The organism is Micromonospora sp. USAFONa4, from assembly GCF_057197825.1.
In genome coordinates this window covers 6,963,970-6,987,829 of sequence record NZ_CM170072.1, presented here as the reverse complement: position 1 = coordinate 6,987,829, position 23,860 = coordinate 6,963,970, and the positions used below count along the sequence as shown (strand labels likewise).

The window sequence follows — 23,860 nt, the reverse complement described above, 5'->3', positions numbered from 1 at the left end:
ACGGCGTGGATCAGGACGTACCGTCCGGTACGTGAAGGACCGAGGGATGCGGACGTTCGTCACCGTGCTGGCCGGGCTCGCGGTGATCTACTTCGGCACCACCGGCCGCAGCGAGGAGGACGGCCGGGGCGTCTCCGGCGGCCTCGTCGTGCTCGCGCTGCTGGCGGCGCTGCTGGTGTGGCACCTGACGAAACCGGGCGACAAGACGGCGAAGTAGCCCGCTCACGCGGCGGCGGCGCGGGTGACCTCACCGGCGGACTCCTCGCCGAGGGCCACCCGGACCAGCGCCGAGGCGAGCCGGCCGAAGTCGCCCGGGGCGACCAGCCCGGCCAGCCGGTCCGCCGAGCCGGGCAGGCCGAGGCGTTTCGCGCCGGCCAGGGCCCGCCGGTCGGCGTACGGGCGCAGGTCGGCCCAGGCCACCTGCGCCTCGCGCAGGAAGATGTCGGCGCCGGTGGGGCCGATGCCGGGGAACTCGGTCAGCAGGCGGCGCAGCCCGGCCGGTTCACCGCCGCCGTCGCGGTGCAGCCGGCGCAGGTCGCCCCGCCAGCGGTCCAGGCAGAGCCGGGCGCCGGTGCCGAGCATCGTCGAGGTCCGCTCGTCGTAGCGGCGGTAGTGGCCCCGGCCCAGCGCGTCGACCCGGTCCTGCCAGCTCGCCGCCTCCATCGCCTGCGGGGTCCGGTAGCCGGCGGCGAAGAGTTCCCGGGCGGCCGCCACGGCCACCCGGGCCCGGATCCGGGTGCTCAGCAGCGTGGCGAGCACCAGCAGCTGGTAGAGCGGGGCGGGCCGGTCGGCGAGCGTGATGCCCGCCTCCTCGGCGTACGTGCGGCCGCGCCGCTCCAGCAGGACCCGCGCCACCTTCCGGTCGTCGCCCATCCTCGGGGTGTACCCGCCCTGCGCCCGGCCACCCCTGCGACCGTCCGCCCCGGCGGGTATGCGGCCGGGGCGGACGGGTAACCGACGTCGGACACGGCCGGACCCCGGAAGGAGAAACCCGTGGTGAACCCGCAGCAGGAGGAGTTCCGCCGCAACAACAAGGGCGCCACCAGCCAGGACAGCAAGGGCCCCAACCCCGCGGGGCACCCGCGCAACCGCGGCTCGTCGCACGGCGACGAGGGGCGCCCGGTGCCCCGGGGGCAGGTGTCGCCGTACGGCCCGGCCACGGAGCCGGTCGCCGACGACGAGAGCGCCCGGGGCTAGCAGCTCCGGCCCGCGACGGGCGGCCGCAGCCGGTTCCAGGTGGCTGCGGCCGCCACGCCGTACGCGAGGTGCGGCACGATGTCGGCCAGCCAGTCCGACCGGCGCCACGTGCGCGGATCGGTCACGCCCAGCACGGTCATCGACCCGTCGGACATCGTCATGACGGTGCCGCCGAGCACCCCGGCGGCCAGCGGCAGCGGCATCCGGTGGCCCCGGGCGAGCAGGGCGTACCCGACGCCCGCCGCCACGCCGATGCCGTAGCCGAGCAGGGGCCCGAGGCCCGAGCGGCGGTTGGCCGCCCGGTCCTCGGGTCCCAGGCCGACGTGTGCCACCTGGGCCACCCGCCCGGCGGTCTCCTCCGGGGTGCTGCTCGCCGGCCGCGCCCTCAGCACCATGTCGAGGTAGCTGACCATGTTCAGGGCGGCGCTGCCGACCGCGCCGGCGATCGCCCCGTCGGCCAGGTTCGTCGCCCTCACCTCGGGTCGCCCGGTTCGCGCTCGCCCTTGGGGCCGTAGACCCGCTCGCCGCGCACGACCCCCCGCTGTCCCCGGTCGGACTGCAGGATCCGGTTGGCCACGTCGTTGGCCTTGTCGTCCGGCACCCGTCGTCCCGAATCGTCGATCGCGTTCCGGATGCGCGCCCGCTGCTTGTCGTACGCGTTGCTGCCCGGCCGTGGTCCTGGCATCACTGCCTCCTCCGGTCGTCGTCGCCGTTGGCGTACCGCGCTCGTCTACCCGCCTGCGCGGGGGCCAACCCCGCGACCGGTCCGGCGCGGTGCCCGCTCAGCGCGGCGCGCGGACCACCGCGACCGGGCAGTCGGCGTGGTGCAGCAGCGACTGGCTCACCGAGCCCAGCAGCAGCCCCGTCAGCTCGCCGCGTCCCTGCCGGCCGACCACCAGCAGCTGGGCCCGCCGGGACGCCTCGGCGAGCACGGTGGTGGGGCGGCCCCGCGTCGTCTCCCGGGTGACGGGCACGTCCGGCCACCGTTCGGTGAGCCCCGCCAGCGACTCGGCGACCACCCGCTCCTCCTCGGAACGCAGCTCGGCGTCGTCGTACACCAGTGGTCGCATGTCCCCGGGGCCGGTGGAGGTCGGATGCCGGTAGGCGTGCAACGCGACGACCGCCGCGCCGCGTACCGACGCCTCCTCCATGGCGAACTCCGCGGCGAGCCGGGCCGTCTCGGAGCCGTCCACGCCGACGACGACGGCCCCGTCGGGGTGGTCGGTGCCCCGGGCGACCAGCACGGGACAGTCGGCGTACGCGGCGACCTGCACCGCGACGGACCCCACGACCAGGGCGGAGAAGCCGCCGAGCCCCCGGTCGCCGAGCACGATCATCGCGGCGGCCGGCGACTCCCCGAGCAGCACCGCGGCGGCCTCGCCGTCGATGATCTCGCCGGAGATCCGCAAGCCGGGCACCGTCGCCTCGGCCTCGTCGGTGGCGGCGGCGACGACCTGCTCCGCCTGGTGCCGCAGGCCGGCGCCGGGCGGGCCGGCGGCGGGGGCGTCGACCGGCACGCGCAGCAGGGGCCAGATGAAGGCGTGCACGATCCGCAGTGGCCGGTGCCGGCGGGCCGCCTCGACGGCGGCGAGCCGCACGGCGCGCAGCGACGAGTCCGAGCCGTCCGCGCCGACGACCACCGCCGCGCCGTTCGCCGAGTTCACCGCCCACCTCCCGCCGCTTTCCGGCCAGTATCGCGGCCGGGAACCCGTCGGCGGGCCGATACCGCGCAGGCCGACCGGTGGGTACGCTGTCCACGCCCACCGGGGAGGGAGCGTCGTCGATGGTTGAGCCGGACCAGCCGAGCACCGCGCGGATGATCGACTTCTGGCTCGGCGGGGAGCACCACTTCCCGGTCGACGTGGCGGCCGCCCGCGACTTCGAGCAGGCGTACGGGCCGTGCGAGCCGGTTTTCCGCGAGCTGCGCGCGTTTCTCGGCCGGGCGGTCCGGGCGATGGCCGCGCGGGGGGTCGACAGCTTCCTCGTCTTCGGCGCCGGGGTGCCCACCATGGGCAACGTGCACGAGGTCGCCCCGGACGCCACCGTCCTCTACACCGACGTCGACCCGGTCACCATCCGCCTCGGCCAGCGCCTGCTGGCCGGCAGCGACCGGGCCGGCTACGGCTACGGCGACGCCACCGACATCGGCACGGTCGACCGCGCCCAGCTGCACCGGTTCGTGCCGGGGTGGGGGAGGAGACCGGTCGGCGTGGTCTTCCTCGGTCTGGCCGCGTTCCTCGACGACGAGACGCTGGCCCGCACCCTCGACGAGCTCTACGAGGCCAATGCGCCGGGCAGCCTGCTCGCCGTCGACTTCGACACGGAGGAACTGGCCGGCTACCCGGCGGCCCTCGCGATGATGGGTCCGGCGTTCCGGATGCGCCCGCCGGCCGCGTTCGTGCCGCTGCTGGGCCGCTGGACGCCCACCGAGGACGGCATCGTCCCGATCACCCGGTGGCGGCCGGACGGCCCGCCCGCGCAGGTGCCCGACGCCTTCCACGGTGGGATCGCCGTCCACTCCCCGGCGTGCTGACGCCTTCGGACGGCGAGGTACGCGTGTGCGGTCTCCCGTCCTGACCGGCCGTCATCGCGGCACCCGGGTGGCCGCCTGGACACCGGTCGCCTGAACACGGGTCGCCGCCCGCCGCCTGAGAGCCACAGCAACCTGGCCGTCGTCAGTGCGTGCGGCTGCCCCCGCAGCACCCGGCTGCCGTCGGCGCCGCCTGAGGCGACGTGGGCTCCGGGCTCCGTGCCCCGAGCCGGGTGCGGGGGCACGGCGGCTGGCACCCGCCCGCCCGGAGGGCGGGGGAGAGGGCTCCGTATGATGCTTGCCCTACGGCAAGCTTCCGGAGGATGATCATGTTGGAGGCACCGGGCCAGGTCTCGCGTGCGCTTCGTGCGGCCCCGCCCGACCAGGTGGTGGAGGCGGCGGACCAGGTTATCCGGTCCGCCCTGGGCGCCTCGCGAACGGACGTGTTCATCGCCGACTACCGGATCACCGGGCTCTGGCCGGTGCTCGACGTGGACCTCTCCGGCGGCGGCTTCCTCGCCTGCCACGACGTGGCGCAGCGCTGCTTCAGCAGCCAGCAGCCGGTCACCGACACCGACGAGGGCCGGTGCCGTCTCTACCTGCCGCTGTCGGTGTGGGGGGAGCGGCTGGGTGTGCTCCTGGTCGAGCTGCCCGGCCCGCCCGACCCGGACGTCGTCGAGCGGGCCGCGGACATCGCCGGCGAGCTGGCCGTCGTGCTGCGCGCGGCGGACCGGGAGACCGACCGGTACCGTCGGGTCCGCCGGCGGGAGCGACTCAGCATGGCCGCCGAGATGCAGTGGGAGCTGCTGCCGGGGCGCGGCGTGAGCCACGCGGCGTTCGAACTCGCCGGCCAGTTGGAACCGGCGTACACGGTCGGCGGGGACCACTTCGACTGGTCCGTGGACGACGACCGGCTCACCGTGACGGTGCTCAACGGCGCCGGCATCGGGCTGTCGGCGTCGCTGCTGACCGCCGTCACCGTGAACGCGCTGCGCAACGCCCGGCGCTCCGGAGGCAGCCTCGTCGAGCAGGCCGAGTTGGCCTCCGACACGGTCTTCTACCAGCACCGTGGTCGCCGGTACGTGGCCACGCTGCTCCTCGAACTGGACACCGTCACCGGCCGGGTGCGGGCGGTGGACGCCGGCTCCCCGCACCTGCTGCGGGTGCGCGGCGGCACGGTGACGCCCATCGACCTGGAGCAGCAGCTGCCGCTGGGCATGTTCGCCGAGGCCCGCTACGACGTCCAGGAGTTCGCGTTGGAACCGGGGGACCGGCTGTTCGTGGTCAGCGACGGGGTGTGGGCCGCCGACCCCGGTGACCGCGGGGCGTACGGCGAGCGGACGATGGCGCGGGCGATGCGGTCCACGCGGCTGCAACCGCCGGCGGAGGCAGTTGGTACGGTGATGCGCGAACTGCACGCCTGGCACGCGGACGCCGACTTGCGCGACGACGCCGTCGTCGTCTGCCTGGACTGGCGTGGTTCCGCCGGGCGGGGCGACGGGTGAGAGCCGTCGTCGCACCGGCAGGGCACGAGCGGGACGATCGCAGGGGACACCGGGTGGAGCGACCTCCGAATCTCGCCGCGGCGATCGACGCCGCCGCCGAGGCGCTCGTCGGTGTGCTCGACTCGGCGGTGCCCCGGCACCAGATGGCCGTCTCCCCGACGCAGCTGCGCGTGCTGTCGCTGATCAGCGGCCGGCCGGAGACCAACGTCAACGGCCTGGCCGAGTTGCTGGACGTGGTGCCGTCCTCGGCGAGCCGGCTCTGTGACCGGTTGGAGGCCACCGGGCTGCTGCGCCGGGTGCCCGATCCCCGGGACCGGCGGGAGGTGCGGCTGATGCCGACGGCCGCCGCCGAGGCGCTGCTGCGCGAGCTGCAGGAGCGCCGGCACCGGGCGGTGCAGGCCGTGCTGGACCGGATGCCCGGTCGCGCGCAGCACGAGCTGCTGCTGGCGTTGACGGCGTTCGAGCGCGCGGCCACCGCCGCCCCGACCGAGTCGCCGGCGAACTCCCAGGCCCGCACCGCCTGACGGGTCGCCTCCCTGGGCACACGCCGTCCCACCTGCTCCACTAGTGTCCTAGGATGCCTTACGGGTGGTGACGCACCACACCCGACGACACCGCCGTCGAGGAACCCGGACGCCTGAGGCCGGAGGAGGCGCCGAGGGCCCGATATAGTGGCAGCGCAGCCGGCCCGTGATCGTCACGATCGCGGGCCGATGTCAGGCGAAGGTCCCGTACACGGGGGACCGCAGGGGACGCCGGCGGCAGCCGGCCCGACAGCGCCCACGTTCTCCGCGCCGCCGGTCCTCGGCCGGGCGGCGGAGCGTGTCGCGGAGGAGGTTCGGTGTCGCGTCCGCCGGCTCGGGAAGAGCACCCGGGGGCTACCGCCGGCACGAGCGGATCGGCCGGCGACCGGATCCTCACGTTGCCGAACGTCATCAGCTTCGTCCGGTTGCTCGGCGTGCCGCTCTTCCTCTACCTGCTGCTCGTCGCGCACGCCGACGTGGCCGCGCTCGTGGTGCTGGCCATCGGCGGCACCACGGACTGGGTGGACGGCTGGGTCGCGCGCCGGATGCGCCAGGTCAGCCGGCTGGGGGAGCTGCTCGACCCGCTCGCCGACCGGCTCTACATCCTCGCCACCCTGCTCGGGTTCACGGCCCGCGACGTGGTGCCCTGGCAGTTCACCGCGGCGCTGCTGGCCCGGGAGTTGCTCCTGCTCGGTTCGCTGGCGGTGCTGCGCCGGCACGGGTACGGCCCGCCGCCGGTGCACTACGTGGGCAAGACCGCGACCTTCCTGTTGCTGGCCGCCTTCCCGGTCCTGCTGCTCGCCGCGGCGGTGCCTGGTGCGGCGACCGTCGCCGGGGCGATCGGCTGGGGCCTGGCCTGGTGGGGCCTGGTGCTCTACTGGGTGGCCGGTGCGCTCTACGTCGTGCAGGCCGGCCGGCTGGTCAGGGCGGTCCGGGCCGGGGGAGCGCCGGCATGACGGGCACGCCGGGCGACGGCCGGGGCCGCGGCGACCGGGTGTACGCCCCGGACTTCCTCACCGAGCTGTTCCGTAATCCGCTGGACCCCGGCTACGCTGACGCGGCGGCCCGGCGCCGGGAGCGGCAGACGCCGTCGCCGAGGTGGCGGCGGTGGTCGGCGCGTTCCGTCACCGTGCTGGTGGCGCTGCTGCTGGGTTTCCTGTTCGCGGTGGCGTACCGGCAGACGCTGGAGGCCGAGCCGGGGCGCAGCCAGGCCCGGTCCGGCCTGGTCGAGCAGATCAAGCAGCGGGAGACCGAGACGGACCGGTTGTCGGTGCGGGCCGACGAACTGCGGGCGGAGGTGGCACGGCAGCGGGCGGCGGCGCTGGGTGGCTCCGAGGCGGCGCGGTTGCGCAACCTGGAGGCGGGCACCGGCCTGGGGCGGGTGCGCGGTGACGGCGTGGTGGTGCGCCTGGCGGACGCGCCGCAGAACCAGGACGTGGTGACGGGCGCGGACGTGGGGCCGTCGCGGGTGATCTACAGCGATCTGCAGGGTGTGGCAAACGACCTGTGGGCGGCGGGGGCTGAGGCGATCGCGATCAACGGTCAGCGGTTGACGGCGATGTCGACGATCCGTTCGGCGGGGCAGGCGATCCTGGTGGACTTCCGGCCGGTGACGGGCCCGTACGAGGTGTCGGCGATCGGTCCGGGGTCGATGCGGGACCGGTACGAGGACAGCCGCAGCGCGTTGACGATGCGGAAGGTGGCGGAGGACACCGGGTTGTCGTTCGGGGTGCGGGAGGCGGAGGACCTCACCCTGCCGGCCGCTCCGGACCCGCGGCTACGCTACGCGCAGCCCTCGGTGAGTCCGACGCCGTCGCCGTCGGGGGCCGACCGTTCCGTCAGTCCTGGGCCGACCGGTTCGAGGACGTCTCCCAGCCCCTCCGGAGGTGGTCGATGATCGCGGTGCTGGCGTTGCTCGCCGGTGTGGTCCTCGGGGTGTGGCTCGACCCCACGGTTCCCACGGCGTTGCAGCCGTACCTGCCGATCGCGGTGGTGGCCGCGTTGGACGCGGTGTTCGGCGGGGTGCGGGCGAAGCTCGACCGGATCTTCGACGACAAGCAGTTCGTGGTGTCGTTCATTTCGAACGTGCTGGTGGCGGGTCTGATCGTGTATCTGGGTGACCAGCTGGGGGTGGGCGGTCAGCTCTCCACCGGCGTGGTGGTCGTGCTCGGGGTGCGCATCTTCGGGAATGTGGCGGCGATCCGTCGGCACCTGTTCCGGGCGTAGGTTGGTGGCGATGAGCAGCGACGAGCACACCGAGACGGGCACGGGTTGGCCGCAGCCGGCGGGTCCGGGGCGGCCGTCGGGTCCGGCGGGGGAGCCCGATCCGCGGCCGGACGCGCCGGATCCGGACGAGTTGAGCCCGTTGGCGCCGGAGCGGTCCGCGCCGCCGGTGGAGCCGCCCGTGCAGGAGCCGGCGGTGGTGGAGCCTGACGACGGCGCGACGGTGGAGTTGAGCCGGGCCGCCGCCGGCGCCACCCCGTCCGCGCCGGCGGCGGCGGTCGGGGATGGTGGGACGCCGCGGCGGCGGGTGAGTTCGGCCGGGGTGATGATCGCGGCGCTGTTGGCGTTGCTGGGGTTCACCCTGGTGGTGCAGTTCAAGTCGACGTCGACGGATCCGACGGTGGCGGCGACGCGGCAGGAGGATCTGGTGCGGATCCTGTACGACCTGAACTCGCGGGAGGTCCGGCTGCGGCAGGACATCGCGACGCTGGAGGAGAGCCAGCGGCAGTTGCGTTCGGGTCAGCAGGGGCGGCAGGCGGCGTTGGAGGAGGCGACGCGGCGGGCCGACGAGTTGGGGATCCTGGCGGGGACGTTGCCGGCGACGGGGCCGGGGTTGTCGGTGCGGTTCGAGGCGGGTGAGAAGCCGATCTCGGCGTCGCGGGTGTTGGACGCGGTGCAGGAGTTGCGGGGCGCGGGCGCGGAGGCGATGCAGATCTCCGGTGGTGACCGGGCGACGGTGCGGATCATCGCGTCGACGTTCTTCCTGGACGGGGAGGGCGGGTCGTTGGTGGTGGACGGGCGTCGGTTGACGGGTCCGTTCACGATCACGGTGATCGGTGATCCGGCGACGATGCGTACGGCCTTGAACATTCCTGGCGGGGTGGTGGCGTCGGTGACGGGTGACGGCGGTAAGTTGATCGTCGAGGATCGTGAGGCTGCCGAGGTTTCGGCGCTGCACGCGCCGATCAAGCTGGAACACGCCCGTCCGGTCTCCTGACCGGCGCGGCCCGCACCGGGTTTCCGGTGCGCCGATGGATGAAGGACGCGTCTGGTGATTCCTGAGGATCTGCGGTATACCGCCGAGCACGAGTGGGTGGCGGGTGACGGCGGCGGCACTGTCCGGGTCGGCATCACGCACTTCGCGCAGGACGCCCTGGGTGACATCGTGTATGTCCAGCTGCCCGATGCGGGTGTGGTGGTGGCGGCCGGTGAGTCGTTGGGTGAGATCGAGTCGACGAAGAGCGTGTCGGAGATCTACGCCCCGCTCAGCGGTACGGTGGCGGCGCGCAACGAGGCGCTCGGCGACACCCCTGAGGTGATCAACACTGATCCGTACGGTGCGGGTTGGTTGCTGGAGATCACCCCGGACGATCCGGCGGCGGTCGATGGTCTGCTGTCCGCGGACGCGTATCGTGAGCTCACCGAGAGCTGAGTGCGTCCCCTTCGGGCGTGGCGGGTGTTCCGCGCGTCCGGTTGCCCTGCATTTCGGCGCTGGCTAGGCTCGCCCAGTCGACCGAGAACCAATAGTTCAGCGTTGCGGAATTGCCTTTCCGGGCACGGGGAGCCAGCCGCCGGGTGTGCACTGCCCGGCGGCCAGACCCGCCATTACCCGACGCCGACCGAACAGATCCGTGAGGTGGTCCCATGACGCGCCCAGACGACGAGTTCCCCCCACTCGACGTCACTTCGACGCTCAATCTCGGTTCGCTCGACGAAGTGCTGGAGGGGCCGGACACCGATGTGGTGCCGAGCCGGATGTCCGGTTCGTTGCCGCCGGGTATGGCGCTGCTGGTGGTTCGCCGGGGTCCGAATGCGGGTGCCCGGTTCCTGTTGGATCACGATGTGACGACCAGTGGCCGTCACCCGGACAGTGACATCTTCCTCGACGACGTGACGGTGTCGCGGCGGCACGCCGAGTTCCACCGTGACGGTGGGACGTTCACGGTGCGGGACGTGGGGAGCCTGAACGGCACGTACGTGAACCGGGAGCGGGTCGAGGCGGCCACGTTGAGCAATGGTGACGAGGTGCAGATCGGCAAGTTCCGGGTGGTGTTCATCGCCGGTCCGCGTCCCGAGGAGGGGGCCGGCCGGGGGTGAACGAGCCTGCGGCCTCCACGCCGCCCGAGGCGGCCCGTGCGCGCCCGCTGATGAGTATCGGTGAGGTGCTGGGTCAGCTGCGTGTCGATTTCCCGGACGTGACCATCTCGAAGTTGCGGTTCCTCGAGGCCGAGGGCCTGGTGGAGCCGCAGCGGACGGCGGCGGGTTACCGGAAGTACAGCTGGGACGATGTGGCGCGGTTGCGGTTCGTGCTGACCGCGCAGCGGGACCAGTATCTGCCGTTGCGGGTGATCCGTGATCAGTTGGCGCAGTGGGACGCGTCCGGGGAGTCGCCGGGTCGGCAGCGGCCGACGTTGGTGGCGGTGGGTCCGGACGGTGAGGTTCCGGGGCGGGTGCCGGAGGAGCCGGTCGGGTCGCCGCAGGTGCGGCTCGGCCGGTTGGACCTGGTGGCGCGCAGCGGGATCGACGAGTCGACGCTGGGCGAGTTGGAGCGCCTCGGTGTGGTGGTGTCGGATCCGCCGGGTTGGTACGACGACGATGCGTTGATCATCGCGAGTGCGGTGGCGGGTCTGGCGGCGTACGGGTTGGAGCCGCGGCATCTGCGGGCGTTCCGTACGGCGGCGGATCGGGAGGCTGGTCTGTTCGCGCAGTTGTTGACGCCGTTGGCGCGGCAGAGTGATCCGGCGGCGCGGGCGCGGGCGGCGGAGACGGCGCGGGAGTTGGTGGCGCTGTCGCAGCAGTTGCATGCGGCGTTGGTGCGGGTGGGGTTGCGGTCGACGTTGGGTCGGTGATCCGGCGGGGGCCGTGTGGAAAGATCTTCCCCGGGAAGCGTGTCGTAGGCTTGCCGGGGTAACCCCTTTCTGGCGCGGGCGTGTGCGGGTAGCGCATGGGACGGCCGTGTCGCGGTCCGTGTACCGTGCAGGGAAGGGCGCGGTGCGGCGTAGGTGACAACGACACGGAGGCGGCGGTGCGCGAGCTGAGCGTGGTCGGAGTTCGGGTGGAGCTGCCCAGCAACCAGCCGATCGTCCTGCTCAGGGAGGTCGAGGGGGACCGCTATCTGCCGATCTGGATCGGTGCGGTCGAGGCGACGGCGATCGCCTACGAGCAGCAGGGGGTCAAGCCGGCCCGGCCGCTGACCCACGATCTTCTGCGGGACGTGTTGGCGGCGTTGAAGGCGCCGTTGCAGGCGGTGGAGATCACCGAGTTGAAGGAGAACGTCTTCTACGCCGATCTGTTGCTCGGGGACGGGGTGCGGGTGTCGGCCCGGCCGAGTGATTCCATCGCCCTGGCGTTGCGGGTCGGTGCGCCGATTCGTTGTGCGGAGGAGGTCCTCAGCGAGGCGGGGATCGTGATCCCGGACGAGCAGGAGGACGAGGTGGAGAAGTTCCGCGAGTTCCTGGACCAGGTGCGTCCGGAGGACTTCGCCGGCTGAGTTCCGGCCTTCTTCGGGATGTCACGTTCGGTGACGTTCCGGTGCTGTGAGTGATCTTCGTTGTCGTGTCGCGGCGTGTCGCGGCGGCTTCTGCGGGGCAATTCCTGAAGGCGGCTATAGGGTTGCCGTGTCGAGGGGTGCACGTCCCGGAAACGACGTGTCACCGCACTGGCGGGGAGGTTGTCCGGATGCACGAGCCGCGAGATCCCGATCCGGGTACGGAGCTGGACGAGCCGGGTGTGGCGCCGCCGGGGTGGGCGACCGAGGGTGACGGTGCCGTGGGCTACCGGGGTGTGACGGCCTGCCATGCGGTGGGGATCAGCTACCGGCAGTTGGACTACTGGGCCCGTACCGGGTTGGTGGTGCCGAGTGTGCGCGACGCTTCGGGTTCGGGCACGCAGCGGTTGTATTCGTTCCGGGACCTGGTGGTCCTGAAGGTGGTGAAGCGGCTGCTGGACGCCGGGGTGTCGTTGCAGAACATCCGGAAGGCGATCGAGGCGCTGCGTTCCCGTGGGGTGGCGGACCTGGCGGGCATCACGTTGATCTCCGACGGCACGACCGTGTATGAGTGCCGGTCGCCGGAGGAGGTGGTCGACCTGTTGCAGGGGGGCCAGGGCGTGTTCGGTATCGCGATCGGTGGGGCGTTCAAGGAGATCCAGGGGTCGCTGTCGCACCTGCCGTCTGAGCCTGCGACGTCGGTGGAGCCGCAGGTGGCGGCGGAGCCGGTGGGTGACGAGTTGGCGGCGCGTCGGGCGCGGCGCCGGGCCGGCTGAGGGGGCGCTCGGCCTGATCCGCCCGTCGCCCGACGTGGCTGGTCGTGCCCGCGCCACCAGCGGCGTTGCGCATCCAGTCGTCCACGACCGGGCCGTCCGGTCGGTTGTCGGGTGGGGGCCTGCGGCGGTGTGGCGTGCGCCACGTCCTGACCTGTCGGCTTGTTGACACTTCAGACGATCATGGCAATCCTGTCTGCGTCGTTGCGCCTGTTTCGCACGTGGGTCGCTGTCCGTCGGGTGTGGGCAGTTGCGGGCCCGGTGTGCGCGACGACACAGGCAGCGGGCGGCGACGCTTGCCCGACGATCGGATTGAGTGCGAAGTGCAGACCGACGTGGATGCCGGCGCGATGGCGGCGGGCGCCGACGTGCGGGCCGGGGACGCGGAGCGCTGTCCCGTGTCGCACGCGTCCGACTCGCCGGCGGACGTGACGGCGGAGGCGGTGGAGTTCCTGCACCTGTACCACGAGGAGCGTCGGCTGCCGGGGGTGGCGGACCGGATCGCGCGGGTGCGGGAGGAGATCGCGGTGACCGGCACGTACCGGCACACCGGCGACGAGTTGGCGCACGGCGCGAAGGTGGCGTGGCGGCAGTCGGCGCGCTGCGTGGGGCGGGTCCGGTGGGCGGGGTTGCGGGTCCGTGACCGCCGTGGGGTGACGACGGTGGCGGGCATCGCGGAGGAGCTGGCGCGGCATCTGGCGGTGGCGGACAACGGCGGGCGGATCCAGTCGGTGATGACGGTGTTCGCGCCGGACCGGCCGGGGGTGGGTCCGCGGGCGCGGCTCTGGAACGACCAGCTGATCCGCTACTGCGGGCACCAGATGGACGACGGGTCGATCCTGGGTGATCCGGCGCAGGTGGCGATGACGGACGCGGTGCGGGCGTTGGGGTGGCATCCTCCGCCGGTGCCGGGCCGGTTCGATCTGCTGCCGTGGGTGCTCGAGACGGCGTACGAGGATCCGACGTTGGTGGAGGCGCCGCGGGAGCTCGTGCGCGAGGTCGCCCTGACACATCCGGCGTATTCGTGGTTCGAGGAGTTGAGGTTGCGCTGGCACGCGTTGCCGGTGATCAGCAACATGCGGTTGCGGGTGGGTGGGGTGGACTACAGCTGCGCCCCGTTCAACGGGCACTACCTGGGCGACGAGGTCGGCACCCGGAACATGGGTGACGGGGACCGGTACGACCAGTTGCTGCCGGTGGCGCGGGGGTTGGGGTTGGACACCTCGCGGGAGGACACCCTGTGGCGGGAGCACGCGGCTCTGGTGATCAACCAGGCGGTGCTGCACTCGTTCCGTGCGGCGGGGGTGCGGGTGTCGGATCCGCACACGGAGTCGGAGCTGTTCATGCGGTTCTGCGCGCAGGAGGAGCGGGCGGGTCGGCCGGTGCACGGCGACTGGTCGTGGCTCAACGGCAGTGTGGGGTGGGCGGCGTTGCACGCGGTGCACCACCGCTACTACGACACCCGGGTGCCGAATCCGAACCTGTGGCAGACCGACCGTGCGTACGGTTCGGCGGGCGTCGGGGCGCTGTCGCTGCGGCAGCGGCACGACGTGGCCCGTCGGCGGGAGGGCTGAGGCATGGACGTGGTGGCGCTGCGTCAGAGTTGGGCCCAGCTCTCGGTGGCCGGGCCGGAGGCGGCGAAGTACTTCTACGCGACGTTGTTCCTGATCGCGCCGGAGACGCGTGCGATGTTCCCGACGAACATGCAGTACCAGCAGGACAAGTTGCTGGCGGCGTTGGGGCACATCGTCACCCACGTCGACGACGAGCGGGAGGTGACGGCGTTCGCGCAGCGGTTGGGTGCCGATCACCGGCGGTTCCAGGGCGAGGACGGGCAGGGCCGGCCGGTGCCGTTGGCGGAGTGGCACTACATCCGGGTCGGGCAGGCGTTGCTGGCGACGTTGGAGCGGTTCCTGGGTCCACGGTGGACTCCGCAGCTGCAGGCCGAGTGGGCTGCGGCGTACGAGTTGGTGGCGCGGTTGATGCTGGCCGGGGCGGTGGAGGCGGAGCGGACGTCGCCGCCGTACTGGGAGGCGGAGGTCCTGGCGGTGCAGCGGCGGCGGGCCGACGTGTGTGTGTTCACGGTGCGTCCGAACTACCTGTGTGAGTACCTGCCGGGGCAGTCACTGCCGGTGCAGGTGCCGCAGTTGCGGACGTGGCGGTATCTGTCGCCGGCGAACGCGCCGCGTCCGGACGGGACGATCGAGTTCCATGTGCGGGCGGCGGGCCGGTTCTCCACGCATCTGGTGCGCAGGCTGCGGGAGGGGGACCGGGTGCTGTTGGGCTCGCCGGTGGGGACGGCCTTGTCGTCGTACGACCGGTCGCCGGGCCTGCCGTTGCTGCTGGTGGCGGGGGGCACGGGGGTGGCGCCGCTGCGGGCGGTGGTGGAGGCGTTGCGGCTGGGGCCGGGGCGCTCGACGACGCTGGTGGTGGGGGGACGGGCCCCCGACGACCTGTACGACGACGTGGCGTTGCGGGAGTTGGCGGCGGGCGCGTCGGGGCAGTCGTGGCAGTCCGGGTGGCTGCGGTACGTGCCGACGGTGGAGTCCGGTTGGCAGTGGCAGGGGGCGGTGGGCACGGCCGGTGAGACCGCGGTGCGGTTGGGTCCGTGGCACGACACCGAGGTGCTGGTGTGTGGCAGTCCGGAGATGACCGGGGCGACGGTCGCCGCGTTGACGGCGTCGGGGGTGCCGCGGGAGCGGATCCTGGTGGAGAGTTACGACCATTGCCTGTATCCGCCGCTGGCGGGCGCTGCCGCCGCCGCGCCGGACGACTTCAGTTGGACGGGTGTGCGATGAGCGTCGACCACGGTGACCGGGTGGTCGCCGATGCGCACGGTGAGCTGACCCGGGCCGTTAGCGCGTTGGAGGCGCGCCGGTTCCGGGGTGGCCGGTGGCTGTCCGCCGACGAGGTGGCGGGCCTGGCCCGGTCGGCCGACGAGCGGGTGGCGTTGCTGGGTGGTGAGGTGGACCGGTTGCGGCGGGAGAACGAGGGCCTGGCGCGGCAGGTGGAGATGTTGCGGCACGGCGCGTTGCCCAGCACCGGCGCGCAGGGCCCGGATCCGATGGTGATCGAGTTGGCGGTGCGGGCGCAGGACGAGGCGAACCGGACGATCGGTGAGGCCAGCGCGGAGGGCGCGGAGATCATCGCGGAGGCGCGGCGGCAGGCCGACGAGATCATCGCCGAGGCGCACGTGCTGGCCGGAGGTGTCGCCGGGCCGTCGGGGGGCGAGGAGTTGCGGCGGCAGGTGCGGGAGCTGGAGGGCCGGCAGGCGGCGTTGGTGGCGGCGGTGGCGACGGCGCAGCAGCACCTGGGCCGGTGGCAGGCGTACCTGTCGGAGCAGTCGGAGCAGTTGCGCTCCGACGCGCAGGCGGCCGGGGCGCTCGGCGCGCAGCTGCGTGCCGTGCTCGGCGAGTAGCGGCGTCGGCTGCCCGCCGGGAGGCGGGTCAGTGCTGGTCGGCGGCGGCGACGGCGTCGGCGATGGGGGTGTTGCCGCCGACGAGTTCCAGGATCGCGCCGGCGCTGTGCGGGTGGTGGAGCAGGGCGACGAGGACGCGGGCGACGTCGGTGCGGGTCACGGCGCCCGCGGGGGCGTGTCGGGTGAGGGTGATCCGCCCGGTGGGCGCGTCGTCGGTGAGCCGGCCGGGTCGCAGGATCGTCCAGTCGAGGTCGCGGCCGGTCAGGTCGTCCTCGGCGGCCTTCTTGGCGCGCAGGTATGCCGCGAACACCTCGTCGGTGCCGGCGGGTGGTTCGCCTTCCACTCCCATCGAGGACAGCAGCAGGTAGCGGCGGACGTCGGCGCGTTGCGCGGCGTCGGCGAGCAGGACGGCGCCGGCCCGGTCGACGGTGTCCTTGCGGGCGGCGCCGCTGCCGGGGCCGGCGCCGGCGGCGAAGAGGACGGCGTCGGCGCCGGCGAGGTGGGCGGCGAGTTCGTCGACGCCGACGTGTTCGAGGTCGGCCACGACGGGCTGGGCGCCGGCGGCACGTAGGGCGGCGGCGTGGTCGGGGTTGCGGATCAGCCCGACGGCGGTGTCGCCGCGTCCGGCGAGTTCGCGGTGGGTCAGCTGGGCGATCTTGCCGTGTCCTCCGGCGATGACGACGCGCATACCGCCAACCTAGCCGCCGTCCCGCCACGACGTGGCCGGTCGCCGCAGGGTGGTTGCCTGAGGCAGCATGGACGGGTGACGGAGACGGTCGACGCGCTGGCCGGCCTGGTGGCCGGCGGTGGTGTGGTGGTGTTGAGCGGGGCGGGCCTGTCCACCGAGTCGGGCATCCCGGACTACCGGGGGCCCAGCGGGGCGGCGCGGCGGCACACCCCGATGACGTATCAGGCGTTCACGCGCGACGCGCAGGCGCGGCGGCGCTACTGGGCGCGCAGCCACCTGGGGTGGCGGGTGATCGCGCGGGCGGCCCCGAACGAGGGGCACCGGGCGGTGGCGCGGCTGCAGGCCGGTGGGCTGGTCGAGGGGATCATCACGCAGAACGTGGACGGGCTGCACACCGCCGCGGGCAGTCCGCGGGTGGTGGAGTTGCACGGCCGCCTCGACGAGGTGGTGTGCCTGGGCTGCGGTAACCGGACGTCGCGGGAGGAGTTGGACCGGCGGCTGCGGGAGGCGAACCCGGGCTTCGACGCGCGGGCCGCGGCGGTCAACCCGGACGGTGACGTGGATCTCGCCGAGGACGAGGTGGCCCGGTTCCGTACGGTCGACTGCACGTTCTGCCGGGGCGGCATGCTGAAGCCGGACGTGGTGTTCTTCGGGGAGACGGTGCCGGCGGCCCGGGTGTCGCGTTGTTTCGAGCTGGTGGCGCGGGCGCGGCTGCTGCTGGTGCTGGGTTCGTCGTTGACGGTGATGTCGGGTCGCCGGTTCGTGGTGCGCGCGGCGAAGCTGGGCGTTCCGGTGGTGATCGTCAACCAGGGCCCGACCCGGGGCGACGGGTATGCGGCGTTGACCGTCGACGCGCCGCTGGGGCGGCTGCTGCCGGCGCTGGCGGACCGGACGGCCGGCGACGCCGCCGCGGGGCTGGCGGGCGTCGGCCGGTAGCGGCCCGCCCGGGGGTGCGGGGCCGGGCCGCTCATCGACGGTCGTCGCCGGCGGGGGTACGACCTCCGGTGGGCGGTGCGGCGCTGGTAGCGTTGACCATGCCGGCAGCACCCACGTGGGAGAGACCGCCCAGCAGCATCCCGGGCGGCGCCGAAGGGGCAAATCCTCCCCGGAACCTCTCAGGCAAAAGGACCTCGTGGGCAGGCACTGTGGAGCGCCTCGCGGGCGCGACAGAGGGGGAGGCCGACCTGTCGACCTCGCCCCCGGGAGCGCCGCCCATGACCGCAGAGCAGTTCGCCGCCCGCCACATCGGCCCTGATCCGGACGACGAGCGCCGGATGTTGGAGGCCGTCGGCTACGGCTCGGTCGAAGAGCTGATGGACGCGGCGATTCCCGAGGTGATCCGCTGGCACGGCACCCTGGACCTGCCGGAGCCGGCCAGCGAGCACGACGCCCTCGCGGAGTTGCGGGCCTTGGCGGCCCGCAACACGGTGGCCGTGTCCATGATCGGTCTGGGCTACCACGGCACGCACACCCCGGCGGTGATCCGCCGCAACGTGCTGGAGGACCCGGCCTGGTACACGGCGTACACGCCGTACCAGCCGGAGATCAGCCAGGGGCGGCTGGAGGCGCTGCTGAACTTCCAGACCATGGTCACGGACCTGACGGGGCTGGCCACCGCGAACGCGTCGATGCTCGACGAGGGCACCGCCGCGGCGGAGGCGATGACGCTCGCGCGCCGCGCGTCGAAGAGCAAGAGCCCGGTGTACGTGGTCGACGCCGACACCCTGCCGCAGACCATCGCGGTGATCACCAGCCGGGCCGAGCCTCTCGGCATCGACGTGCGGATCGTCGACACCGGGCGCGACGAGTTGCCGGCGGAGTTCTTCGGGCTGCACCTGCAGTACCCGGGGGCGTCGGGGGCGGTGCGTGACCAGGCGGCTCTGGTCGAGGCGGCGCACGCGGTCGGGGCGTTGGTGACCGTGGCGGCGGACCTGCTGGCGCTGACGCTGCTGCGCGCGCCGGGGGAGATCGGCGCCGACATCGCGGCCGGCACCACCCAGCGTTTCGGCGTGCCGATGGGCTTCGGCGGGCCGCACGCCGGCTACCTGGCGGTGCGGGCGGGGCTGGAGCGGATGCTGCCGGGCCGGCTGGTGGGGGTGTCGCGTGACGCGGACGGCAACCCGGCGTACCGGCTGGCGTTGCAGACCCGGGAGCAGCACATCCGGCGGGAGAAGGCGACCAGCAACATCTGCACCGCGCAGGTGCTGCTGGCGGTGATGGCCGGCATGTACGCCGTCTACCACGGCCCGGACGGGCTGCGGGGCATCGCCCGCCGTACCCATGACATGGCGGTGCGGTTGGCGGCGTCGCTGCGGGGTGTCGACGGCGTCGAGGTGGTGCACGAGACGTTCTTCGACACCGTCCTGGTGCGGGTGCCCGGCGGCGCCGAGGCGGTGGTCGCCGACGCCGCGGCCCGGGGGGTGAACCTGCGGCTGGTCGACGCCGGGCACGTGGGGGTGTCCTGCGACGAGACGACCACCCCCGCGCACCTGCGGAAGGTGTGCGACGCGTTCGGAGCCACCGTGGCCGGGCGGCCGGTGGCGGTGGCGGACGCGCCGGTCACCGGCGCGTTGCCGGCGGCGCTGGCCCGTACGTCGGACTTCCTCACCCACCCGGTGTTCCGCAGTCACCACTCGGAGACGGCGATGCTGCGCTACCTGCGGCGGCTGTCGGACTTCGACTACGCCCTGGACCGGGGGATGATCCCGCTCGGGTCGTGCACGATGAAGCTCAACGCCACCACCGAGATGGAGCCGGTGAGCTGGCCGGAGTTCGCGCACGTGCACCCGTTGGCGCCGGACGCGCAGACCACCGGCTACCGGGAGATGATCTCCCAGTTGGAGGGGTGGCTGGCGGAGGTGACCGGCTACGACGCGGTCAGCGTGCAGCCCAACGCCGGCTCGCAGGGTGAGCTGGCGGGTCTGCTGGCGATCCGGGCCTACCACCGGGACCGGGGCGAGGCGCACCGGGACGTGTGTCTGATCCCGTCGTCGGCGCACGGCACCAACGCCGCCAGCGCGGTGATGGCGGGCATGCGGGTCGTCGTGGTGGGCTGCGACGACGGCGGCAACATCGACCTGGTGGACCTCGACGCGAAGATCGACAAGCATCGGGACGCCCTCGCGGCGATCATGGTGACGTATCCGTCGACGCACGGGGTGTACGAGACGGGCATCGCGTCGCTGTGCGCGAAGGTCCACGACGCCGGTGGTCAGGTGTACGTCGACGGGGCGAACCTCAACGCGCTGGTCGGGTTCGCCAAGCCGGGGAAGTTCGGGGCGGACGTGTCGCACCTGAACCTGCACAAGACGTTCTGCATCCCGCACGGCGGCGGGGGTCCCGGGGTGGGTCCGGTGGCGGTGCGGGCGCACCTGGCGCCGTTCCTGCCGGGTGATCCGCTGGGCGTGCACGTCGACGGCCGGCCGGCGATCTCGGCGGCGCGGTACGGGTCGGCGGGGATCCTGCCGATCCCGTGGGCGTACCTGCGGATGATGGGCGCGGCGGGGCTGGTGCGGGCCACCGGCGTGGCGGTGCTGGCGGCGAACTACGTAGCGGCGCGGCTGCGCGGGCACTTCCCGGTGCTGTACGCGGGCAACAAGGGCCTGGTGGCGCACGAGTGCATCCTGGACCTGCGGCCGTTGACGAAGGCGACCGGGGTGAGCGTGGACGACGTGGCGAAGCGGCTGATCGACTACGGGTTCCACGCGCCGACGATGTCGTTCCCGGTGGCGGGGACGCTGATGGTGGAGCCCACCGAGAGTGAGGACCTGGCCGAGCTGGACCGGTTCTGCGACGCGATGATCGCCATCCGGGCGGAGATAGACCGGGTGGCCTCGGGGGAGTGGCCGGCCGGCGACAACCCTCTCGCCAATGCCCCGCACACCGCGGCGATGGTGTCGGGCGACGGGTGGCCGCACCCGTACGCGCGGTCGGTGGGCGCGTACCCGTCCGGGGTGGACCGGGCCGGGAAGTACTGGCCGCCGGTGCGGCGCATCGACGGCGCGTACGGCGACCGGAACCTGGTGTGTTCCTGCCCGGCGCCGGAGGCGTTCGAGGACTGACGTCGCGTGACGCCGGGGCGGTCGTGGTGCCGCCCCGGCGGGTGCGTCGACCTGGGCGGGGGGTGTCCCGACCGGGGAACCGGCTCAGATCGACGGGTGTAAAAGGCGTGACGCAGCGTGACAGGGGTCAGGCGACGAGGGCGTGTCGGGCGGGGCCGCGGTGGGGGGCGATGCTGCTGCCGTCGGGGAGGAGCTCGCCGGTGTCCTCGAAGACGATGACACCGTTGCAGAGCAGGCTCCAGCCCTGCTCAGGGAAGCAGGCGAGGACCCGGGCGGCGTCCCGGTCGGTCGCTTCGGCGGAGGGGCAGGTGGGTTGGTGCTGGCACATCGGGATCTCCGGACTGTGGGGGCACTGTGTCATGGTTCACATGACCAGTGACGCACAGTACCAAGCGAAAGTGGCCGGCATCGAGCAGGTATGCGCGTCGTTTTTCCGAAATCCACTGAACGGATGAGGCAGGATGGGCCGGACGGCGTGGACACGCTCCCAGGGCTGACGGTCGGCGCGCCGGGAGCGCCGGCCGGCTGCCGCCGTACGCTCGTCGAGTGGGCCCGCTGGCAGTGGCGGCCCGCCGACGGCGGCGACCCGGCGGCGCGGGCCGAGGAGTTCCTCGCCGCGCACGGCCTGCCGCTGCACGACCTGGCCCGCCCCGCCGGCCGCCACGACGCGGCCGGGGTGTGCGGGGCCGCTCTCTACGTCTCCGCGGCCGCCGGTGCCGCCCTGGTCGGCGCGCCGGCCGGCGCCGCCAACCCGGTGACCGGGCTGCCCGAGGTCGTCGTGGTCGTCTACGGTCACGGCCCGGGCACGCCGCCCGGCGCAGTCGCCGCCAGACCCGCCACCCCCTGGTGGCGCGGCACCTTCGCGGAGAGCTGGACGCCCCGCCAGCACGCCGACGCCGTGAGCGCGGTCCGCGCGGCGATCGGCCGCGGCGACGTCTACCAGGTCAACGTCGTCGGCCACGCCGCCGCCCGCTACACCGGCGACCCCCTGCCGGCCCTGAGCCGGCTGGCCGCGCTGCCCGGCGCCCGCTACGGCGGCACCCTCGCCGGGGCGGGCTGGGCGATCGGCTGCGCCAGCCCCGAGACCCTGGTGGAGCTGACCGACGGACGCCTGATCACCAGGCCGATCAAGGGCACCCGGCCGGCCACCGCCGCCGGTCGCGCCGAGCTGCTCGCCTCCGCCAAGGAACGCGCCGAGCACGTGATGATCGTCGACCTGGAGCGCAACGACCTGGCCCGCGTCGCCCGCACCGGCAGCGTGCGCGTCGACGAACTGTTCGCCGTACGCCGGTGGTGCGACCTGTGGCAGGCGGAGTCGACGGTCTCCGCGGCGGTCGCCGACGGGCTCGGCCTGGCGAACCTGCTGCGCGCCGTCTGCCCCGGCGGCTCCGTCACCGGCGCTCCGAAGCTCGCCGCCCTCGACCGCATCGCCGCGCTGGAGCCGGTCGGCCGGGGCGCCAGCATGGGCGCGCTCGGCTGGGTCGCCTCGGGCCGCATCGACCTGGGCCTGACCATCCGCACCGCCGCCGTGGACGCCGAGCGGGTGCACGTGTGGGCGGGCGGGGGCATCACGTGGGGCAGCGATCCCGACGCCGAGGTCGCCGAGGCCGCCGCGAAGGCCGCCCCGGTGCGCGCCGCGCTCGCCGGCGGCTGAACGGCGCGGGTCGCGCCGGCCGGTCGGCAAATCCGCCGGGCTGCGCACGTTGGAAGAGGCGCCGCGCCGGCCGCGTCCGGTGAGATGGGCCGTACTCCACGCCACCCGGGCCGGGGGCGTGCGCTGCCGAGGCGGTCCCGATGTACCAGCAACCCCTGCAACCCGTCGGTGGGTCGCTCGCGCTGAGTGCCGCCTGTGCCGCGCTGCCCCTGCTCACCCTGTTCGTGCTGCTCGGAGTCGTGCGTACGCGGGCGTGGGTGGCGGCGTTCGGCGCGCTGGGCGTGGCGGTCGTGCTGGCCTGGTGGCTGTGGCGGATGCCGCTGCCGCAGACGCTGCTGGCCGCCGGCCAGGGTGCCACCTTCGCTCTCTTCCCGCTCGTCTGGACGTTCGCGACGGCGATCTGGATCCACCGCCTGACCGTGCGCACGGGGCACTTCGACACGCTGCGGCAGGGCTTCGCCCGGATCAGCGACGACCGCCGCGTGCAGGCCCTGGTGATCGCGTTCTGCTTCGGGTCGCTGCTCGAGGCCCTGGCCGGGCAGGGCACGCCGGTCGCCGTGACCACGGTCATGCTGCTGGCCCTCGGCTTCACCCCGCTGCGGGCGGCCGCCGTGGCGCTGGTCGGCAACACGGTGCCGGCCGCCTTTGGACCCCTCGGCCTGCCGATCACCACCCTCGCCGGCGTGACCGGGCTGCCCGCCACGGAACTGGGCATGATGGCCGGCCGGCAGGTCCCGGTGGTCGCGGTCGTCGTGCCGCTGGTCCTGCTCGTCGTCGCCGACGGCCGCCGGGGCGTACGCGAGCTGTGGCGTCCGGCGCTGGCGTGCGGCGGCGCGTTCGCGGTGGCGCAGTTCGTCACGGCGAACTGGCTGACGGCCGCCCTCGCCGACATCACCGCCGCGTTCGCGGGGGCGGGCGTCCTGCTGCTCGTCGTCCGCCGTGGCGCGGTGCGGCGGACGGTTGCCGTGCCGGTCGGCGTCGGGCCGTGGGAGCGCGACGCCGACCGGCCGCCGGAGCACGCCGCCGGTGGGCTGCCTGAGCCCGACGCGTCGGCGCCGGCAGGCTCGCGCTGGCGGGCGTACGCGCCGTACGCGACGATCGTGGCGGTCTTCGCCGTCTCCCAGGTGCCGGCCGTCAAGCGGCTGCTCGACGCCGGCACGCTCGCGTTCTCCTGGCCCGGACTGCACGTCGTCACCGCCTCCGGTGCCCCGTCACCGCTGACGACGTTCCGTTTCGCCTGGCTCGCGGCCCCCGGATCGCTGCTGCTGGTGGCCGGCCTGATCACGGTGGCGCTGCTGCGGGTGCCGCCGCGCGAGGCCGTCGGGCTCTACGGGCGCACCCTGTTCGCGCTGCGGTGGGCCGTGCTGACGGTGGTCGGGCTGCTGGCGCTGTCGTTCACCATGAACGCCTCCGGTCAGGTCGCCACGCTGGGCGTCTGGATGGCCGGCGCGGGCGGCCTCTTCGCCGTGCTGGCACCGGTGCTCGGCTGGCTCGGCGTCGCCCTGACCGGCTCGGACACGTCGTCCAACTCGCTGTTCGGCGCGCTCCAGGTGGCCGCGGCGCAGCGGGCCGGCCTCGATCCGGTCCTGCTGGCCGCGGCCAACGCCTCCGGCGGCACCCTCGGCAAGATGATCAGCTTGCAGAACCTCACGATCGCCGCCGCGGCGGTCGGACTCACCGGCCGCGAGGGTGACCTGTTCCGGCGGATGTTCGGCCCGAGCGTGCTGCTGCTCGCCCTGATGTGTGTGCTGGTCGGGCTGCAGGCGACGCCCCTGCTGTCCTGGATGGTGCCGTAGCCGG

27 protein-coding genes and 1 riboswitch are annotated in these 23,860 nt (G+C 73.6%); of the genes, 21 read left to right on the top strand and 6 right to left on the bottom strand.

From position 1 onward, the window contains the following. The first annotated feature begins 31 nt into the window (after positions 1 to 31). Positions 32 to 217, top strand: a complete 186-nt coding sequence (locus AC0OO9_RS30230; RefSeq protein ID WP_148710079.1) for a hypothetical protein — start codon at positions 32 to 34, stop codon at positions 215 to 217. 5 nt (positions 218 to 222) lie between these two features. On the opposite strand, the gene AC0OO9_RS30225 is transcribed toward AC0OO9_RS30230, so the two are convergent. Continuing rightward, positions 223 to 873, bottom strand: coding sequence for a hypothetical protein (locus AC0OO9_RS30225; RefSeq protein ID WP_484514166.1), 651 nt, complete (start codon positions 871 to 873; stop codon positions 223 to 225). A 120-nt stretch (positions 874 to 993) separates the two neighbouring features. Here AC0OO9_RS30225 and AC0OO9_RS30220 point away from each other — a divergent pair, with 120 nt between their 5' ends. Next, complete coding sequence (locus tag AC0OO9_RS30220; protein WP_132237737.1) at positions 994 to 1,197, top strand: hypothetical protein; 204 nt, start codon at positions 994 to 996, stop codon at positions 1,195 to 1,197. On the opposite strand, the gene AC0OO9_RS30215 is transcribed toward AC0OO9_RS30220, so the two are convergent. The 3 genes from AC0OO9_RS30215 to AC0OO9_RS30205 form a co-directional block, all read right to left on the bottom strand. Continuing rightward, entirely contained in the window at positions 1,194 to 1,673 is a 480-nt protein-coding gene (locus AC0OO9_RS30215) for a hypothetical protein (RefSeq protein ID WP_484514164.1), read from the bottom strand. The genes AC0OO9_RS30220 and AC0OO9_RS30215 overlap by 4 nt on opposite strands. Further along, positions 1,670 to 1,882: a phosphatidylethanolamine-binding protein gene (locus tag AC0OO9_RS30210; protein WP_132237733.1), complete on the bottom strand. Its 213-nt coding sequence runs from the start codon at positions 1,880 to 1,882 to the stop codon at positions 1,670 to 1,672. The genes AC0OO9_RS30215 and AC0OO9_RS30210 overlap by 4 nt, the downstream gene beginning before the upstream one ends. Before the next feature lie 97 nt (positions 1,883 to 1,979). After that, positions 1,980 to 2,861 (bottom strand): universal stress protein, encoded by an 882-nt coding sequence (locus AC0OO9_RS30205; protein ID WP_484514162.1) that lies wholly within the window; start codon positions 2,859 to 2,861, stop codon positions 1,980 to 1,982. Positions 2,862 to 2,980: 119 nt separating this feature from the next. On the opposite strand from AC0OO9_RS30205, the gene AC0OO9_RS30200 reads away from it, so the two are divergent. The 15 genes from AC0OO9_RS30200 (at position 2,981) to AC0OO9_RS30130 (ending at position 15,657) form a co-directional block, all read left to right on the top strand. Then, on the top strand, positions 2,981 to 3,730 hold the full coding sequence (locus AC0OO9_RS30200) for an SAM-dependent methyltransferase (protein ID WP_484514160.1): 750 nt from the start codon (positions 2,981 to 2,983) through the stop codon (positions 3,728 to 3,730). A 326-nt stretch (positions 3,731 to 4,056) separates the two neighbouring features. Next, the gene (locus AC0OO9_RS30195; protein ID WP_484514158.1) at positions 4,057 to 5,232 is read left to right on the top strand and encodes a PP2C family protein-serine/threonine phosphatase; all 1,176 of its coding nucleotides are present in this window, start codon (positions 4,057 to 4,059) and stop codon (positions 5,230 to 5,232) included. A 53-nt stretch (positions 5,233 to 5,285) separates the two neighbouring features. Further along, the gene (locus AC0OO9_RS30190) at positions 5,286 to 5,756 is read left to right on the top strand and encodes a MarR family transcriptional regulator (RefSeq protein WP_484514156.1); all 471 of its coding nucleotides are present in this window, start codon (positions 5,286 to 5,288) and stop codon (positions 5,754 to 5,756) included. 317 nt (positions 5,757 to 6,073) lie between these two features. Further along, positions 6,074 to 6,712, top strand: a complete 639-nt coding sequence (gene clsA, locus AC0OO9_RS30185) for a cardiolipin synthase ClsA (protein WP_484514154.1) — start codon at positions 6,074 to 6,076, stop codon at positions 6,710 to 6,712. Then, on the top strand, positions 6,709 to 7,653 hold the full coding sequence (locus AC0OO9_RS30180; RefSeq protein ID WP_484514152.1) for a DUF881 domain-containing protein: 945 nt from the start codon (positions 6,709 to 6,711) through the stop codon (positions 7,651 to 7,653). The genes clsA and AC0OO9_RS30180 overlap by 4 nt, the downstream gene beginning before the upstream one ends. After that, on the top strand, positions 7,650 to 7,982 hold the full coding sequence (locus tag AC0OO9_RS30175; protein WP_089000302.1) for a small basic family protein: 333 nt from the start codon (positions 7,650 to 7,652) through the stop codon (positions 7,980 to 7,982). Before AC0OO9_RS30180 ends, AC0OO9_RS30175 begins: the two co-directional genes overlap by 4 nt. 10 nt (positions 7,983 to 7,992) lie before the next feature. Then, positions 7,993 to 8,976, top strand: coding sequence for a DUF881 domain-containing protein (locus AC0OO9_RS30170; protein ID WP_484514150.1), 984 nt, complete (start codon positions 7,993 to 7,995; stop codon positions 8,974 to 8,976). Positions 8,977 to 9,030: 54 nt separating this feature from the next. After that, positions 9,031 to 9,411 (top strand): glycine cleavage system protein GcvH, encoded by a 381-nt coding sequence (gene gcvH, locus AC0OO9_RS30165; RefSeq protein ID WP_151454622.1) that lies wholly within the window; start codon positions 9,031 to 9,033, stop codon positions 9,409 to 9,411. A 212-nt stretch (positions 9,412 to 9,623) separates the two neighbouring features. Continuing rightward, a complete protein-coding gene (gene odhI, locus AC0OO9_RS30160) occupies positions 9,624 to 10,076 on the top strand; it encodes an oxoglutarate dehydrogenase inhibitor Odhl (protein ID WP_089000305.1) in 453 nt (150 codons plus the stop codon). A gap of 50 nt (positions 10,077 to 10,126) precedes the next feature. Continuing rightward, positions 10,127 to 10,828 (top strand): transcriptional regulator FtsR, encoded by a 702-nt coding sequence (gene ftsR / locus AC0OO9_RS30155; protein ID WP_357578891.1) that lies wholly within the window; start codon positions 10,127 to 10,129, stop codon positions 10,826 to 10,828. A 176-nt stretch (positions 10,829 to 11,004) separates the two neighbouring features. Then, entirely contained in the window at positions 11,005 to 11,469 is a 465-nt protein-coding gene (locus AC0OO9_RS30150; RefSeq protein ID WP_132237713.1) for a bifunctional nuclease family protein, read from the top strand. Positions 11,470 to 11,657: 188 nt separating this feature from the next. After that, on the top strand, positions 11,658 to 12,242 hold the full coding sequence (locus AC0OO9_RS30145; RefSeq protein WP_151454620.1) for a MerR family transcriptional regulator: 585 nt from the start codon (positions 11,658 to 11,660) through the stop codon (positions 12,240 to 12,242). Positions 12,243 to 12,589: 347 nt separating this feature from the next. Further along, positions 12,590 to 13,813 carry a nitric oxide synthase oxygenase gene (locus tag AC0OO9_RS30140; protein WP_484518091.1) on the top strand — a complete coding sequence of 408 codons (1,224 nt, stop codon included), beginning with the start codon at positions 12,590 to 12,592 and terminating at the stop codon, positions 13,811 to 13,813. Between the two features lie 3 nt (positions 13,814 to 13,816). Beyond that, entirely contained in the window at positions 13,817 to 15,037 is a 1,221-nt protein-coding gene (locus AC0OO9_RS30135; protein ID WP_484514146.1) for a globin domain-containing protein, read from the top strand. Beyond that, positions 15,034 to 15,657 (top strand): hypothetical protein, encoded by a 624-nt coding sequence (locus AC0OO9_RS30130; RefSeq protein WP_484514145.1) that lies wholly within the window; start codon positions 15,034 to 15,036, stop codon positions 15,655 to 15,657. Before AC0OO9_RS30135 ends, AC0OO9_RS30130 begins: the two co-directional genes overlap by 4 nt. Before the next feature lie 28 nt (positions 15,658 to 15,685). On the opposite strand, the gene AC0OO9_RS30125 is transcribed toward AC0OO9_RS30130, so the two are convergent. After that, complete coding sequence (locus AC0OO9_RS30125; RefSeq protein WP_484514143.1) at positions 15,686 to 16,345, bottom strand: SDR family oxidoreductase; 660 nt, start codon at positions 16,343 to 16,345, stop codon at positions 15,686 to 15,688. A 75-nt stretch (positions 16,346 to 16,420) separates the two neighbouring features. Here AC0OO9_RS30125 and AC0OO9_RS30120 point away from each other — a divergent pair, with 75 nt between their 5' ends. Together AC0OO9_RS30120 and gcvP are read left to right on the top strand one after the other, a co-directional pair. Continuing rightward, on the top strand, positions 16,421 to 17,281 hold the full coding sequence (locus tag AC0OO9_RS30120) for an NAD-dependent protein deacetylase (protein WP_484514142.1): 861 nt from the start codon (positions 16,421 to 16,423) through the stop codon (positions 17,279 to 17,281). Between the two features lie 106 nt (positions 17,282 to 17,387). Next, positions 17,388 to 17,486, top strand: a riboswitch (glycine riboswitch). Between the two features lie 73 nt (positions 17,487 to 17,559). Beyond that, positions 17,560 to 20,406, top strand: a complete 2,847-nt coding sequence (gene gcvP / locus AC0OO9_RS30115; RefSeq protein WP_484514140.1) for an aminomethyl-transferring glycine dehydrogenase — start codon at positions 17,560 to 17,562, stop codon at positions 20,404 to 20,406. Positions 20,407 to 20,533: 127 nt separating this feature from the next. Here gcvP and AC0OO9_RS30110 read toward each other — a convergent pair whose 3' ends face one another. Next, complete coding sequence (locus AC0OO9_RS30110; protein ID WP_151456036.1) at positions 20,534 to 20,734, bottom strand: DUF5999 family protein; 201 nt, start codon at positions 20,732 to 20,734, stop codon at positions 20,534 to 20,536. Positions 20,735 to 20,857: 123 nt separating this feature from the next. On the opposite strand from AC0OO9_RS30110, the gene AC0OO9_RS30105 reads away from it, so the two are divergent. Both AC0OO9_RS30105 and AC0OO9_RS30100 read left to right on the top strand, forming a co-directional pair. Further along, positions 20,858 to 22,060 (top strand): chorismate-binding protein, encoded by a 1,203-nt coding sequence (locus tag AC0OO9_RS30105; RefSeq protein ID WP_484514137.1) that lies wholly within the window; start codon positions 20,858 to 20,860, stop codon positions 22,058 to 22,060. Positions 22,061 to 22,200: 140 nt separating this feature from the next. Beyond that, positions 22,201 to 23,856, top strand: coding sequence for an L-lactate permease (locus AC0OO9_RS30100; RefSeq protein ID WP_484514135.1), 1,656 nt, complete (start codon positions 22,201 to 22,203; stop codon positions 23,854 to 23,856). Positions 23,857 to 23,860 lie beyond the last annotated feature (4 nt).